Genomic DNA, 15,225 nt, shown 5'->3' on the forward strand with positions numbered 1-15,225 from the left:
CGATCCGGCGCACCGTCCCCGTGCGCTACAGGAAGCGGTCCCTCCCCATGAACGCCCCACTCGTGCTCGATGCCAAACTCGCCTCGCAGGATGCGCCCCCGCGCCTGCGTGAGATCCCATATAACTACACGTCATTCTCGGATCGCGAGATTGTCATCCGGCTGCTGGGCGAAGAAGCCTGGCGCATCCTGCACGAGTTGCGCGCAGAACGCCGCACCGGCCGGTCCGCCCGCATGCTGTACGAAGTGCTGGGCGATATCTGGGTGGTGCGCCGCAATCCCTACCTGCAGGACGACCTGCTGGAGAATCCCAAGCGCCGCCAGATGCTGGTGACCGCACTCCACCATCGGTTGTCCGAGGTGGAAAAGCGCCGCGCCGCCGACCGTGCCGAGCATGCCGAACCGGCGGCCGAGGACCGCTCCCACCGCGTCGAGCAGCTGGTCAGCTTTGCCAAGCAGGCGATCGAGGACTTCAAGCAGGAGTTCGCCGACGCCTACGACCTGCGCAAGCGCACCCTGCGCGTGCTGGGCCGCATCACGCAGAAGGACAACATCAAGTTCGACGGCTTGTCGCGCGTCTCCCATGTGACCGACGCGACCGACTGGCGCGTGGAATATCCCTTCGTGGTCCTCACGCCGGACACCGAAGAAGAGATCGCCGGCATGGTCAAGGGCTGCTTCGAGCTTGGCCTGACCATCATCCCGCGCGGCGGCGGCACCGGCTACACCGGCGGCGCCGTGCCGCTGACGCCGATGAGCGCGGTCATCAATACGGAAAAGCTCGAGCAGCTCGGGCCGGTCGAGCAGACCGACCTGCCTGGCGTATCGCACAAGGTCGCGACCATCTTCTCCGGCGCCGGCGTGGTGACGCGCCGCGTGGCGGATGCCGCCGACAAGGCGGGGCTGGTGTTCGCGGTCGACCCGACCTCGATCGACGCCTCCTGCATCGGCGGCAACGTGGCCATGAACGCCGGCGGCAAGAAGGCCGTGCTGTGGGGTACCGCGCTGGACAACCTGGCCTGGTGGCGCATGGTGGACCCGGAAGGCAACTGGCTGGAAGTCACGCGCCAGGACCACAACCTGGGCAAGATCCATGACGTGCCGGTCGCCACATTCGAGCTGAAATGGTCGGATGGCAACCGTGCGCCCGGCGAGAAGCCGCTGCGCACGGAAACGCTGGTCATCGAAGGGCGCAAGTTCCGCAAGGAAGGCCTGGGCAAGGACGTGACCGACAAGTTCCTGGCCGGCCTGCCTGGTATCCAGAAGGAAGGCTGCGACGGCATCATCACCAGCGCCCGCTGGATCCTGCACCGCATGCCGGCGCATGTGCGCACGGTCTGCCTGGAGTTCTTCGGCCAGGCGCGCGACGCCATTCCGAGCATCGTCGAGATCAAGGACTACCTCGACGCCGAGACGCGCACCCCCGGCGGCGCCATCCTGGCCGGCCTGGAGCATCTGGACGAGCGCTACCTGCGCGCGGTGGGCTATGCCACCAAGAGCAAGCGCAACGCTTTCCCCAAAATGGTGCTGATCGGCGATATCGTCGGCGACGACCAGGACGCGGTGGCCCGCGCCACCTCGGAAGTCATCCGCATGGCCAACGGCAAGAGCGGCGAAGGCTTCGTCGCGGTCAGCCCGGAGGCACGCAAGAAATTCTGGCTGGACCGCTCCCGTACCGCCGCCATCGCCAAGCACACCAACGCCTTCAAGATCAATGAAGACGTGGTGATCCCGCTGCCGCGCATGGGCGAGTACACCGATGGCATCGAGCGCATCAATATCGAGCTGTCGATCAAGAACAAGCTCCAGCTGACCGACGCGCTGGAAGCCTTCTTCGCGCGCGGCAACCTGCCGCTGGGCCGCAGCGACGACGCCAACGAGATTCCCAGCGCCGAACTGCTGGAAGACCGCGTGCAGCACGCCTTGCAGCTGCTGCGCGAGATCCGCTCGCGCTGGACCTATCTGCAGAACCATCTCGACACGCCGCTGGCCACCGCGCGCGCCGCGCTGATCGGCCACGGGCTGGGCCTGCTCGGCCAGGCCTTCGAGGCACGCCTGGCGCAGCAGCCGGACGCCACCGTGTTCCACTTGCTGCAGGACCGCACCATCCGCGTGTCCTGGAAGAGCGAAGTGCGCGCCGAGCTGCGCAATATCTTCAACGGCGGCGAGTTCAAGCCCATCCTCGACGAAGCGCAGAAGATCCACAAGCAGGTGCTGCGCGGCCGCGTTTTCGTGGCGCTGCACATGCACGCCGGCGACGGCAACGTGCACACCAATATCCCGGTCAACTCCGACGACTACGACATGCTGCAGGACGCCCACCGCGCGGTGGCCCGCATCATGGCGCTGGCGCGCTCGCTCGACGGCGTGATCTCCGGCGAGCACGGCATCGGCATCACCAAGCTGGAGTTCCTGACCGAAGACGAGATCGGCGAGTTCCGCGAGTACAAGCAGCGCGTGGACCCGCAGGGCCGCTTCAACAAGGGCAAGCTGTTGCCGGGCGCCGACCTGCGCAACGCCTATACGCCGTCGTTCGGGCTGATGGGGCATGAGTCCATCATCATGCAGCAGAGCGATATCGGCGCCATTGCCGACAGCGTCAAGGACTGCCTGCGCTGCGGCAAGTGCAAGCCGGTGTGCGCCACCCACGTGCCGCGCGCCAACCTGCTGTACAGCCCGCGCAACAAGATCCTGGCGACCTCGCTGCTGGTGGAGGCCTTCCTGTACGAGGAGCAGACCCGCCGCGGCATCTCGATCAAGCACTGGGACGAGTTCTCCGACGTGGCCGACCACTGCACGGTCTGCCACAAGTGCGTGACGCCCTGCCCGGTCAAGATCGACTTCGGCGACGTGTCGATGAACATGCGCAACCTGCTGCGCAAGATGGGGCAGAAGAAGTTCAATCCCGGCACCGCCGCGTCGATGTTCTTCCTCAACGCCACCAACCCGCAGACCATCAACATGACCCGCAAGGTCATGATCGACTGGGGCTACAAGGTGCAGCGCCTGGGCAACGACGTGCTCAAGAAGTTCGCCAGGAAGCAGACCGAGCACCCGCCCGCCACGGTGGGCCGGGCGCCGGTGCAAGAGCAGGTGATCCACTTCATCAACAAGAAGATGCCGGGCAACCTGCCCAAGAAGACCGCGCGTGCGCTGCTCGATATCGAAGACAACGAGATCGTGCCGATCATCCGCGACCCGAAGCGGACCTCGCCCGAGACCGAGGCGGTGTTCTATTTCCCGGGCTGCGGCTCGGAGCGGCTGTTCTCGCAGGTCGGCCTCGCCACGCAGGCGATGCTGTGGCATGTCGGTGTACAGACCGTGTTGCCGCCTGGCTACCTGTGCTGCGGCTATCCGCAGCGCGGCAACGGCCAGTACGACAAGGCCGAGAAGATGGTCACCGACAACCGGGTGCTGTTCCACCGGGTTGCCAACACGCTGAACTACCTCGATATCAAGACCGTGGTGGTGAGCTGTGGCACCTGCTACGACCAGCTTGCCGGGTATGAATTCGACAAGATCTTCCCCGGCTGCCGCATCATCGATATCCACGAATACCTGCTGGAGAAGGGCGTCAAGCTGGAGGGCGTGACCGGTACGCGCTACATGTACCATGATCCCTGCCACACCCCGATCAAGACCATGGACCCGACCAAGCTCGTCAACGAGCTGATGGGCGGCAACGAGGGCGGCGGCAAGATCGAGAAGAACGAACGTTGCTGTGGCGAGTCTGGCACCCTGGCGGTGTCGCGTCCGGACATTTCCACGCAGATCCGCTTCCGCAAGGAAGAGGAAATGACCAAGGGCGCGGACAAGTTGCGCACCGACGGCTTCGTCGGCGACGTCAAGATCCTGACCAGCTGCCCGTCCTGCCTGCAGGGTTTGTCGCGCTACAAGGAAGACGCCACGGTAACGGCGGACTACATCGTGGTGGAAATGGCCAGGCACCTGCTGGGCGAGAACTGGATGCCGGACTACGTGGCCAAGGCCAATTCGGGCGGCATCGAGCGGGTGCTGGTGTGATGGAAGGGGCGAGGGCGGTGAGCACGATGCGCTTCGGCAAGCCTCTGGTTTGCGCGCCTCTCCCGCTTGCGGGAGAACAGCCAACCCCGGGCAGCGGACTGATGCCCTCGGCGTCCCGGGAGTGATCGCATGAACCTCGTCCCCGACTGCCCCCTGTGCGAGACCGACGGCGGCGAACTGGCCTGGCGCGGCGAGCGCGCCCGCGTCATCCTGGTCGAGCACGAGCGCTTTCCAGGCTTTTGCCGGGTGGTCTGGAACGGCCACGTGGCCGAGCAGACCGACCTGCCCGAGGACGACCAGGCCTGGCTGATGCGCCTGGTGGCGCGCGTGGAGCGCGCGGTGCGCGAGACCATGTCGCCCGACAAGGTCAACCTTGCCGCCTTCGGCAATATGGTGCCGCACCTGCACTGGCATATCATTCCACGCTATCGCTGGGACACGCATTTTCCCGAAGCCGTCTGGGCGGCCCCGCAGCGCGAGCCCGATGCCGCGCGCCTGGCTGGCCTTGCGCAGCGCCTGCCGGCATTGCGTGCGGCCCTGGCGAAACTGGACGAAGTACGCTGAACCAAGGCGCGGATTGCTGCCGGTTTTTTGGAGTTTCCGGAACCAGCCGGGCAGCGCCGTCTTCTAACACCCGTTGTCTTCATTCCCACAAGGGCGGGGCCGGTGGATCAGCCATGGCCCGCCCGCGCGAAAGGTGCCATGTCCACACCGACTTCCGTTACCGTTCCAGGCCCGGCCGTGCCGGCCCGTGCCCTCAAGGTCCAGAGCCGCCTGCGGATGGGCGAGACCTGGGACCTGATCAAGCCTTACTGGATATCCGAGGACCGCAAGGCCGGGCTGGGGCTACTGACCTTCGTGGTCGCGCTCAATCTCGGCATCGTCTATATCAATGTGCTGCTCAATGACTGGACCCGCGTGTTCTACAACGCGCTGGAGCAGCACGACTACGGCTCCTTCAAGGCGCTGCTGATCCGCTTTTCGTGGATTGCCGGCTTCTTCATCGTGGCGGCCATCTCGCGCCAGTACTACACCATGATGCTGCAAATGCGCTGGCGTACGTGGATGACGGGGCGCTTCATGGACCACTGGCTCAGTCATCAGGCGTACTACCGCATCGAGCAGACCCATACCACCGACAACCCTGACCAGCGGCTGGCCGACGACCTGCGCTCGTTTACCGATGGTGCCCTGACGCTCTCGCTCGGGCTGCTCAATTCGGTGGTAACACTGCTGTCCTTCGTCGGCATCCTGTGGGCGGTGTCAGGGCCGATCAGCTTCATGCTCGGCGGCAACGAGATCATCATTCCCGGCTACATGGTGTGGTTCGCCATCGGCTACGCGGTGATCGGGTCGCTGATCGCCCATCTGGTGGGGCGGCCGCTGATCGGGCTGAGCTACCAGCAGGAGCGGTACGAGGCGGATTTCCGCTTCACGCTGGTGCGCCTGCGCGAGAACAGCGAGCCCGTGGCGCTGTACCGGGGGGAACCGACCGAACAGGCCGGCCTGCGCTCGCGCTTCGACCGCATTCGCGCCAACTGGAACCAGTTGATGCGTTATACGCGGCGCCTGACCTTCGTCAATTCCGGCTATGCCCAGTTCGCCATCATCTTCCCGCTGATCGTGGCCGCTCCGCGCTACTTCGCCGGCAAGATGACGCTCGGCGGGTTGATGCAGGTGAGTTCGGCATTCGGCCAGGTGCAGGGCGCCCTGTCCTGGTTCGTCGATAACTACGCGACGCTGGTCGGCTGGAAGGCCGCGGCCAACCGGCTGATCGATTTCCGCGACGCCATCCGGGTGGCCGAGCGGCAGGACCAGGAGCACACCGGCGTGCGCGATATCGAGGTGGACCAGGCTGATGCCGACGGCATCCGCATCGACACCCTCGCGCTGGCGCTGCCGGTGCGCACGGGCAATGGCGGCGAAATCCACCAGCGGCCGCTGGTGGCGCCGTTCTCGCTGGAGATCGGCGCCGGCGAACGCTGGCTGGTCAGCGGTCCCTCCGGCTGCGGCAAGAGCGTGTTGTTCCGCGCGCTGGCCGGCATCTGGCCATATGGCAGCGGCACGGTAGCCATGCCGCGCGCGGCCAGCTTGCTGTTCCTGCCGCAACGCAGCTATCTGCCGATCGGCTCGCTCGCCGATGCGCTGGCTTATCCCGACGCCGGCACCGCCCACAGCCGCGAGGCTTTGCAGGAGGTGCTGCGCCAGGCCCAGCTCGGCGCCCTGACCGAGCAGCTTGATGTGTTCGACAACTGGTCGCTGCGTTTGTCGCCGGGCGAACAGCAGCGGCTCGCCTTCGCGCGCGCGCTGCTGCAAAAGCCTGACTACCTCTTCCTGGACGAAGCCACCAGCGCGCTCGACGAGGAGACCGAGAGCGCGATGTACCGCCTGATGGTGGAATCGCTGCCCGGCGCGGCGATCATCAGCATCGCCCACCGCAGCACGGTAGCCGCCTTTCATGATCGCCGCCTGCGCTACGTTGCCGCGGACGGAGCGCACTGGAAGACAGAGCAAGATGGGCAAGGCGAGGCGGCTGCGGTAAGCTATCGGGTCGTACACGAAGCGTGAAGGCGGGTGTGGCCGCGATTTGCGGCGCGCCGAAAGCCGCGCGCCACCCATCATGGCAGGCCTCGAAAAAGATACTCCCCACCCCACCGCCCTCACCGTGCACACCCAGTCGCGCGTGCTGGAGGTGGGCTTCGACAACGGTTCCAGCTTCCGGCTGCCCTTCGAGTACCTGAGGGTGAACTCGCCCTCGGCCGAAGTGCAGGGCCACGGCCCGGGCCAGGAAGTGCTGCAGACCGGCAAGCGCGATGTCACCATCGCTGCGGTCGAGCCGGTTGGCAACTACGCCATCCTGATCCGTTTTTCCGACGGTCACGATACCGGCATCTATTCCTGGGAACTGCTTTACCGCCTGGGCGCAGAGCAGGATGCCATCTGGCAGGCCTACCTGCAGCGCCTGGAAGCGGCCGGGGTCGACCGCGACACCCCGATGGTGGCCGGCGGCGGCCATGCCTGCGGCCATCATTGAGCGCCCCGCGGGCCATTACTGAATTCTGGAGCGAGTTATGAGCGAAACCCACTTCGGGTTCGAGAAGGTCAAGGAAGAAGAGAAGGCCGGCAAGGTGGCCGAAGTCTTCCATTCGGTGGCCAAGAAGTACGATGTCATGAACGACCTGATGTCCGGCGGCATGCACCGGCTGTGGAAGATGTTCACCATCGCCCAGGCCGGCGTGCGGCCCGGTTTCAAGGTGCTCGACATCGCCGGCGGCACCGGCGACCTGGCCAAGGCCTTCGCGCGCCAGGCCGGACCTGCCGGCGAGGTCTGGCTGACCGATATCAACGAATCCATGTTGCGGGTGGGTCGCGATCGCCTGTTGAACAAGGGCATTGTCATCCCCACCTGCCTGTGTGACGCGGAGCGGATTCCCTTCCCCGACAATTACTTCGATGTGGTCACCGTATCCTTCGGGTTGCGCAACATGACCCACAAGGACGTGGCGCTGGCCGAGATGCGCCGCGTGATCAAGCCGGGCGGCAAGGTCATGGTGCTGGAGTTCTCCAAGGTGTGGAAACCGCTGGAAAAGGCCTACGATCTCTATTCACTGAAGTTCCTGCCGTGGCTGGGGCAGCGCGTGGTACAGGATTCCGATAGCTATCGCTATCTGGCGGAATCCATCAGAATGCATCCAGACCAGGTTTCACTTGTACGTCTTATGGAACATGCGGGCCTGGACAATGTCGAATACTTCAACCTGACGGCAGGCGTGGTGGCACTCCACGTCGGGCGAAAGTACTAGACTGATATAGGCTCACGGAAAAATGAGCGAACTTAACAGGGGAAGCACTGATATGTCGCTATTTCGCGCAAGATTCATGGCGGGTGTGCTGATTGGCACGCTTGCCCTCGGCATGGCGCTGGACGCCAACGCCAAACGCCTCGGCGGGTCTCGCAGCGTTGGCAAGCAATCGTCCAGCGTGACGCAGCGCCAGCAGGCGCCGGCACAGCAATCGCCGAACCAGACGCCCGCGCAGCAGCAACCGGCCCAGCAAGCCGCGCCGGCCGGTGCCGCTGCTGGCGCTGGCGCGGCAGCCGCTGCCGCACCCAAGCGCAACTGGGGAGGCATGCTCGGCGGCATCGCCGCCGGCCTGGGCATTGGCTGGCTGTTGTCGCACTTCGGCCTGGGCGGCGCCGCCATGGGCTTCTTGTCCAACCTGATCCTGATCGCCCTGGTGGCGTTCGTCGCGATCTGGCTGATCCGCAAGTTCCGCGGCGGCGCGAGCCGTCCGCAGCAACCGGCCTATGCCGGAGCGGGTGCTGGTAACGGCCCGGGTGGCATGGGCGGAAGCAACGAGCCGGTGCTGCGCCAGCAAGTGCCTGCCGGTGCACAGGATCCCGTGATGCCCGCATCTGGCGCTGCCTCCCCGTTGCAGTCCGCCGCGCCGGTGATGGCCGGCGCCGCGGCTGCCGCGGCCGTGGCCCAGCCCTGGGGCGTGCCAGCCGACTTCGACACCGAAGCCTTCCTGCGAAACGCCAAGGTTTACTACGTGCGCCTGCAGGCTGCCTGGGACGCCGGCAATCTCGATGACATCCGCGAGTTCACCACGCCGGAAATGTTCGCCGAGATCAAGATGGACTTGTCCGAGCGCGGCGCCGAGGTCAACAAGACCGACGTGGTCACGCTGGAAGCCGAGCTGCTCGGCATCGAGGACAGCCCGGCCCAGCATCTGGCTAGCGTGCGCTTCTCTGGCATGATTCGTGAAAAGGCCGGCGATCCGGCACAGCCTTTCGCTGAAGTCTGGAACCTGGCGAAGCCGGTGACGGGTAGCGGTGGCTGGCTGCTGGCTGGTATTCAGCAGGTTTCCTGAGAGCGGGGAGTGCCTTGCCGGCCGCTGCACGGCCGGCAGGTGGCATAGAATGGAGGCCCACGTGAAAACGTGGGCTTTTTTTGTCTGTGGGGTGGGGGGATTCTGTTGCTTGACTTCAAGGTCAACGTCAAGGGCTTAAAGTCAAAGGCAGTTTCACCACCCCTGCGGGGCGGCGACCTACTTTCTTGTCTTGCCAAGAAAGTAGGCAAAGAAGGCGCCCCATACGGCAAGGTAAACCTACACGGCTCGCTTCGCATCGCGGGACGGTGTTTGCCGCCCCTCGGGCGGTAAACACGGCTACAACCTGAAGGTTTGAGTTGACCATTGGTTTGCTCCCCTCTCCCGCTTGCGGGAGAGGGGCCGGGGGAGAGGGCGGCGTTTGCAAGAGCGGGTCCGCCAAGGTAACGATTGCTAGCCGTGTGGAGCGCCCGTGAGGGCGGGCCACACCGTTCCGCGATGCGAAGCGAGCCGTGCAGGTGTACCAGGCCGAGGGGGTGTCGCCCCATCCGGCGCGCCTTCTTTGCCTACTTTCTTGGCAAGACAAGAAAGTAGGTCGCCCCCCGCAGGGGGGCGAAACCGCCTTTGACTTTGCAGTTAAGCAGTTAAGCAGTTGACGTTGCCTTTGACTTTGACACTAGAACCGTCCAACCACCAACACCTCCTGAAAGGCCCGCCCCCAACCCCCACCCAACCATGACCACCCTCCCGACCCCTCTGGCCACGCCGCCCGTCACCGCCCTGAACCACCTCCTGGAACAGGAACCCTGGGCCACCTCCATGCTCCAGCCCTTCGCGGGCCGCGTCATCCGCTTCGACGCCGCCGCGTTCACGCTCGCATTGAAGGTGACGGCGCAGGGACTGACGGAACTGGCGCAAGCCGATGAGATCCCGGCCGTCACGCTAACCGTGCCCTTGCAGCAATGGCCGCTGGTGGCGTCGGACGTGGCGGGCGGCGGCCAGGCAGCCGCGATGAAGCACGTGCGCATCGAGGGCGACGCCGAGTTGGCCAACACGGTATCCACGCTGGCGCGCAGCCTGCGCTGGGATGCGGCCGAGGACCTGTCGCGCGCGTTGCGCGGCCTGTTGGGCGGCCCGGTCAGCGACAGCGTCGCGCAACGGGTGGTGGACGGCGCGCAGCAAGTCCATGCGCAAGTCACGCGGCTGGGCCGCACGCTGGTGGACAATGTGACCGAATACCTGCTCGACGAGCAGCCAACCCTGGTGCGGCACGTCGCGCTGGACGAGTTCAGCGCCGGCGTGAGCGCGCTGCGCGACGATCTGGCCCGGCTGGAAAAGCGGCTGGAGAAGCTCGAGCAGCGCAGCCGGTCCGGGCGGGGCGCTGCAGGCGGTTCCGGCACGCTGCCTTCCGCCCACCGCTGATCGCCGATTGCAACTGATCATCCGCCAGCCGACACTGGCCAATCCGCACCGCCCCCAATACTGAAGAACCTGCATGACCCGCTTCCTGCGCCTTTGCAAGATCGTTTTCGTCATCCTCTACTACGGCCTCGACGAGCTCGTACTGTCGGGTTTCAAGAGCCGCCGCATCCGCTTCCTGGTGCGCGTCATCACCATCGGCCGCAAGCTCGACATGCCGCGCGGCGAGCGGCTGCGGCTGGCGCTCACCCGCCTGGGCCCGATCTTCGTCAAGTTCGGCCAGGTGCTATCCACCCGGCGCGACCTGATGCCGGCGGACATTGCCGACGAGCTTGCCAAGCTGCAGGACCAGGTGCCGCCGTTCGATTCGGTGGTGGCGGTCAAGATCATCGAGCGCTCGCTGGGCCGGCCGCTGTCCACGCTGTTCGAGAGCTTCGACCACAAGCCGGTGGCCAGCGCCTCGATCGCCCAGGTGCATTTCGCCACCTTGAAGGGCGGCCCCAGCGAGGGGCGCGAAGTGGCGGTGAAAGTCCTGCGCCCCGGCATGCTTCCGGTCATCGACAGCGACCTGGCGCTGATGCGCGACCTCGCGGCCTGGCTGGAGCGTTTCTGGGCCGACGGCAAGCGCCTGAAGCCGCGCGAGGTGGTTGCCGAGTTCGATAAATACCTGCACGACGAACTCGACCTGATGATCGAGGCGGCCAATGCCAGCCAGCTGCGCCGCAATTTCGCCGACACCAAGCTGCTGCTCGTGCCCGAGGTGTTCTGGGACTTCTGCAGCAGCGAGGTGTTCGTGATGGAGCGCATGCACGGCATCCCCATCTCGCGCACCGAATCGCTCAAGGCGGCCGGCGTCGACATGCACCTGCTGGCCGAGGAGGGGGTGGAAATCTTCTTCACCCAGGTGTTCCGCGACGGCTTCTTCCATGCCGACATGCACCCTGGCAACATCCTGGTGTCGGTGGCGCCGCAGAGTTTCGGCCGCTATATCGCGCTGGACTTCGGCATCGTCGGCGCGCTTTCCGAGTTCGACAAGAATTACCTGGCGCAGAATTTCATCGCCTTCTTCCGGCGCGACTACCATCGCGTGGCCCTGCTGCACGTGGAATCGGGCTGGGTGCCGCCGAACACGCGGGTGGAGGAGCTGGAAAGCGCCGTGCGCGCCTGCTGCGAGCCCTATTTCGACAAGCCGCTCAAGGAGATCTCGCTGGGCATGGTGCTGATGCGCCTGTTCCAGACCTCGCGCCGCTTCAATGTCGAGATCCAGCCGCAACTGGTGCTGTTGCAGAAAACCTTGCTGAACATCGAAGGGCTGGGCCGCCAGCTCGATCCCGACCTGGACCTGTGGAAGACCGCCAAGCCCTTTCTCGAGAAGTGGATGCACGAGCAGGTGGGCTGGAAGGGCGCCTGGGAGAGGATCCAGGTGGAGGCGCCGCAATGGGCCAAGATGCTGCCCGACTTCCCGCGCCTGGCGCACCAGTTCCTGGAGCGCCGTGCGCTGGTCGACAACAGCCAGCAAGAGAGGCTGCTGACCGCCCTGATCACAGAGCAGCGCCGCACCAACCGCCTGGTGGGCACGGCGTTGCTGTTGGTGGGAGGCTTTGTCGCCGGCGTGGTGCTGACCGAATTGCTGGCCTGGGTTGGCTATTGGTAGCGCCTGCAGCGGCACAGCCAGCATGAACAAAGGCAATTGAATATAGAGACAGTTGAGGCGCGCTTGACCAATTCCGATAACACAGCCGGCAAGCCCGGCGCTACGCCAGCCTTCGCCACCCGCAACGCGGCCGATCCGGCCTTCTGGGACGAGCGCTTCGAGAAAGGATTCATGCCGTGGGACCTGGGCGGCGTGCCTGCCGATTTCGAGGCCTTCGCCAGCGCGATGGCGCCGTGCCCGACGCTGGTCCCCGGATGTGGCAATGGCTGGGAAGCCGGCTGGCTCCATGCGCGTGGGTGGCCGGTGGCCGCCATCGATTTCTCGCCGGAGGCGGTGGCGAGCGCGCGGCGCGCGCTGGGGCCTGCCGGGGCTATCGTGCACGAGGCGGATTTCTTTGCGTTCACGCCCGAGCCGGCCTGCCAGCTCATCTACGAACGTGCCTTCCTGTGCGCCTTGCCGCCAGCCATGCGGGCTGCCTATGGCCGGCGCGTGGCGGAGTTGCTGCCGCCGGGCGGCCTGCTGGCCGGCTACTTCTTCCTGGATGAAACGCGTGGCGGGCCGCCCTTCGCGATGCCCGAGGCGGAACTGCGCGCGCTGCTTGCGCCGGCGTTCGAGCTGGTGGAGGCGCGTGCCGCCACCGGCTCGCTGCCGGTGTTCGCCGGCCGCGAGCATTGGCAGGTCTGGCGCCGCCTGGCCTAGGCGCCGGTTTTTCCCCTTAGCCGCGCACGCGGCCGTTGTGCTTGTCGTGGTAGATCGACCGGCTGTCGCGGTTTTCGGCGCGCTGGATGCCGCGTTGTTCGGCCGCGCCCACGTGGCCATTGGCGCCGGCAAGCGCTTCGCGCCGGTCGACGTGGGCCTGGCCGCGTTCGAGCTTGCCGGCTTCGCGGTTGGTCAGCGAGCCGTTGGCCACGCCGTTCTGGATGCGTTGCTCCTGATTGATATTGCGTTGCACATCGGCCTGCATGCGCTGCGATGACAGGCTGGCGGGGTTGCCGCTGATGCCGTTATGCGTGTCGCGCGAGATATCGCGGCTCACATTGTTCTCGGCACGCTGGATCGACGCCTGCTCGCGCGGCGAGACCGAACCGTTGGCAAGGGCATGCGCTTCCATGCGATCGACCCGCGCGGTCTGCTTTTGCAGGCTGGCCGCCTCGCGCGTGCTCAGGCTGCCGGATTGCAGGCCATTCTCGATACGCTGCTCCTGGTTGACGTTGCGCTGCACATCCTGCGCGACCGCCGCGGTCTGGGCGCTGGCCAGACCGGCGCCGAGCAGGCCGGCGGCAATCATCAGGGTCTTGAGCATCAGGGTTTGGCGGTTCGGCATGGTGTTCTCCTTTTCCTTTCGGGGACGTGGGCGGCAGCGCGGCTCGTGGGCTGTGTGCCCGATATCTGCTGCCTTGCCGCTCTAATGCGCGGCGGTGGCGACGCGCTGACGCGAGCTTTGTAATCCGTGTAACCGCGCGTTATCCGGCCCCTTCCGCACCATGGCGGCGCGCCGCGGCCAATGGTCCCGACCGGAGGCAGGAGGCGGTCTTGTCACCTGTGGCGCGTGCGCTGCATCGACGCCGGCAATTTCCGCATGGCGGGGATTTTTCTTCGCCCGGCGCGGTCTGCATCGCTATAATCCGCGTTTTGATTCGGCTACGACCGCAGGCTAGATCAGCCACCCATGCGGCCCCGACCGATGAATTGGACTCCGGGCAGGGCAGGGGAACGTATCCCGCTCACCGGCAACCGGTTTTTCGCCGCAAGGGCATTTTTGGGGTAGGCAGCAGCATGCTGATCTGGTTCGTCATCATCTACTGGGTAATCTCTGTCGGCATCGGCCTGTGGGCCGCGCTGCGCGTACGCAACGCCACCGACTTCGCGGTGGCCGGCCGCAGCCTGCCGTTCTACATCGTCACCGCCACCGTGTTCGCCACGTGGTTCGGCTCGGAGACGGTGCTGGGCATCCCCGCGGTCTTTCTCAAGGAAGGCCTGTCCGGGGTGGTGTCCGATCCCTTCGGTTCCTCGCTCTGCCTGATCCTGGTCGGCTTGTTTTTCGCGCGTCCGCTATACCGGATGAACCTGCTCACCATTGGCGATTACTACCATAACCGCTACGGGCGGCTGGCCGAGGTGCTGACCACGCTGTGCATCGTGATGTCCTACCTGGGCTGGGTCGCCGCGCAGATCAAGGCGCTTGGCCTGGTGTTCTTCACCGTTTCGGACGGCACCCTGTCGCAGGAAACTGGCATGATGATCGGCGCCGCCAGCGTGCTGGTCTACACGCTGTTTGGTGGCATGTGGGCGGTGGCGGTAACCGACTTCCTCCAGATGATCATCATCGTGATCGGTATGCTGTATATCGGCTACGAGGTCAGTGGCCAGGCCGGCGGCGTGGCCGCGGTGGTGTCGCACGCGGCGGCGGCCGGCAAGTTCGAGTTCCTGCCCTCGCTGGACCTGATACAGATCATCGGTTTCGCGGCGGCGCTGTTTACCATGATGCTGGGGTCGATCCCGCAGCAGGACGTGTTCCAGCGCGTGACCTCGTCGCGCACCGAGAAGATTGCCGGGCGCGCCTCGGTGCTGGGCGGCGTGCTGTATTTCTGCTTTGCCTTTATCCCGATGTTCCTGGCCTATTCGGCCACCATGATCGATCCGGAGATGGTGCAGAAGTACATCAACACCGATTCGCAGCTGATCCTGCCCAAGCTGATCCTGACGCACGCGCCCATGTTCGCCCAGGTGATGTTCTTCGGCGCGCTGCTGTCTGCCATCAAGAGTTGCGCCTCGGCAACGCTGCTGGCGCCGTCCGTTACCTTCGCCGAGAACATCCTGCGGCCTTATTTCCGCCATCTCGACGACCGCCGTTTCCTGCGCGTGATGCAGGCGGTGGTGCTGGTGTTCGCGGTGCTGGTGACGCTGTTCGCGCTGAACTCGCATCTTTCCATCTTCCATATGGTGGAAAATGCCTATAAGGTAACTTTGGTCTCATCGTTCGTGCCATTGGCCTTCGGCATGTTCTGGAAACCGGCCACCCGCCAGGGCGGACTGGCCGCCATCCTCCTGGGCCTGACTGCCTGGCTGTGCTGCGAGATCGCCTTCGCCGACGCGGCGGTGCCGCCGCAGATGGTTGGTTTGCTGTTCTCCATCGGCGGCATGGTCTTCGGTTCGCTGCTGCCGCAGTGGATCGGCGACCATCCGCGCGTCGAGGAAGTGCATCTGGCCTGACCGACGCGGTGCCGGGCGTGGTGCGCGTGCCTCTGGCGGCATTTCTGGCCCTTTTTCAGCCGGCCCGCTGTTCTTAGAACGGTTTAT

General features: G+C 65.4%; 11 protein-coding genes. 10 read left to right on the plus strand and 1 reads right to left on the minus strand.

Going from position 1 to position 15,225, the window contains the following annotated elements:
- Window positions 1–47 precede the first annotated feature (47 nt).
- From ACZY0R_RS17865 to ACZY0R_RS17905, 9 genes are all read left to right on the plus strand, one after another.
- Window positions 48–4,022 (plus strand): DUF3683 domain-containing protein, encoded by a 3,975-nt coding sequence (locus tag ACZY0R_RS17865; protein ID WP_488860038.1) that lies wholly within the window; start codon window positions 48–50, stop codon window positions 4,020–4,022.
- Between the two features lie 129 nt (window positions 4,023–4,151).
- The gene (locus ACZY0R_RS17870; protein ID WP_488860040.1) at window positions 4,152–4,586 is read left to right on the plus strand and encodes an HIT family protein; all 435 of its coding nucleotides are present in this window, start codon (window positions 4,152–4,154) and stop codon (window positions 4,584–4,586) included.
- Window positions 4,587–4,724: 138 nt separating this feature from the next.
- Window positions 4,725–6,590, plus strand: coding sequence for an ABC transporter ATP-binding protein/permease (locus ACZY0R_RS17875; RefSeq protein WP_488860042.1), 1,866 nt, complete (start codon window positions 4,725–4,727; stop codon window positions 6,588–6,590).
- A gap of 52 nt (window positions 6,591–6,642) precedes the next feature.
- Entirely contained in the window at window positions 6,643–7,056 is a 414-nt protein-coding gene (locus ACZY0R_RS17880) for a gamma-butyrobetaine hydroxylase family protein (RefSeq protein WP_045240845.1), read from the plus strand.
- Window positions 7,057–7,093: 37 nt separating this feature from the next.
- On the plus strand, window positions 7,094–7,825 hold the full coding sequence (gene ubiE / locus ACZY0R_RS17885; protein ID WP_488860044.1) for a bifunctional demethylmenaquinone methyltransferase/2-methoxy-6-polyprenyl-1,4-benzoquinol methylase UbiE: 732 nt from the start codon (window positions 7,094–7,096) through the stop codon (window positions 7,823–7,825).
- A gap of 52 nt (window positions 7,826–7,877) precedes the next feature.
- Window positions 7,878–8,894, plus strand: a complete 1,017-nt coding sequence (locus ACZY0R_RS17890; protein WP_488860046.1) for a Tim44 domain-containing protein — start codon at window positions 7,878–7,880, stop codon at window positions 8,892–8,894.
- Between the two features lie 693 nt (window positions 8,895–9,587).
- A complete protein-coding gene (locus ACZY0R_RS17895; RefSeq protein ID WP_488860048.1) occupies window positions 9,588–10,274 on the plus strand; it encodes a ubiquinone biosynthesis accessory factor UbiJ in 687 nt (228 codons plus the stop codon).
- A gap of 73 nt (window positions 10,275–10,347) precedes the next feature.
- The gene (gene ubiB / locus ACZY0R_RS17900) at window positions 10,348–11,925 is read left to right on the plus strand and encodes a ubiquinone biosynthesis regulatory protein kinase UbiB (RefSeq protein WP_045240827.1); all 1,578 of its coding nucleotides are present in this window, start codon (window positions 10,348–10,350) and stop codon (window positions 11,923–11,925) included.
- 63 nt (window positions 11,926–11,988) lie between these two features.
- Window positions 11,989–12,624: a methyltransferase domain-containing protein gene (locus ACZY0R_RS17905; protein WP_488860050.1), complete on the plus strand. Its 636-nt coding sequence runs from the start codon at window positions 11,989–11,991 to the stop codon at window positions 12,622–12,624.
- A gap of 16 nt (window positions 12,625–12,640) precedes the next feature.
- Here ACZY0R_RS17905 and ACZY0R_RS17910 read toward each other — a convergent pair whose 3' ends face one another.
- Window positions 12,641–13,249, minus strand: a complete 609-nt coding sequence (locus ACZY0R_RS17910) for a hypothetical protein (RefSeq protein ID WP_488860052.1) — start codon at window positions 13,247–13,249, stop codon at window positions 12,641–12,643.
- A gap of 452 nt (window positions 13,250–13,701) precedes the next feature.
- Between ACZY0R_RS17910 and ACZY0R_RS17915 the strand changes: the two genes are divergently transcribed.
- The gene (locus ACZY0R_RS17915; RefSeq protein ID WP_488860054.1) at window positions 13,702–15,138 is read left to right on the plus strand and encodes a high affinity choline transporter 1; all 1,437 of its coding nucleotides are present in this window, start codon (window positions 13,702–13,704) and stop codon (window positions 15,136–15,138) included.
- The last annotated feature ends 87 nt before the right edge of the window (window positions 15,139–15,225 follow it).

The sequence above is a fragment of the Cupriavidus sp. F041 genome, from assembly GCF_057814235.1.

Coding starts and splice junctions, on each gene's coding strand:
- ubiB (WP_045240827.1), top strand. CDS start 10,348: ATGACCCGCTTCCTGCGCCTTTGCAAGATCGTTTTCGTCATCCTCTAC.
- ACZY0R_RS17865 (WP_488860038.1), top strand. CDS start 48: ATGAACGCCCCACTCGTGCTCGATGCCAAACTCGCCTCGCAGGATGCG.
- ACZY0R_RS17890 (WP_488860046.1), top strand. CDS start 7,878: ATGTCGCTATTTCGCGCAAGATTCATGGCGGGTGTGCTGATTGGCACG.
- ACZY0R_RS17895 (WP_488860048.1), top strand. CDS start 9,588: ATGACCACCCTCCCGACCCCTCTGGCCACGCCGCCCGTCACCGCCCTG.
- ACZY0R_RS17880 (WP_045240845.1), top strand. CDS start 6,643: ATGGCAGGCCTCGAAAAAGATACTCCCCACCCCACCGCCCTCACCGTG.
- ACZY0R_RS17875 (WP_488860042.1), top strand. CDS start 4,725: ATGTCCACACCGACTTCCGTTACCGTTCCAGGCCCGGCCGTGCCGGCC.
- ubiE (WP_488860044.1), top strand. CDS start 7,094: ATGAGCGAAACCCACTTCGGGTTCGAGAAGGTCAAGGAAGAAGAGAAG.
- ACZY0R_RS17870 (WP_488860040.1), top strand. CDS start 4,152: ATGAACCTCGTCCCCGACTGCCCCCTGTGCGAGACCGACGGCGGCGAA.
- ACZY0R_RS17910 (WP_488860052.1), bottom strand. CDS start 13,249: ATGCCGAACCGCCAAACCCTGATGCTCAAGACCCTGATGATTGCCGCC.
- ACZY0R_RS17915 (WP_488860054.1), top strand. CDS start 13,702: ATGCTGATCTGGTTCGTCATCATCTACTGGGTAATCTCTGTCGGCATC.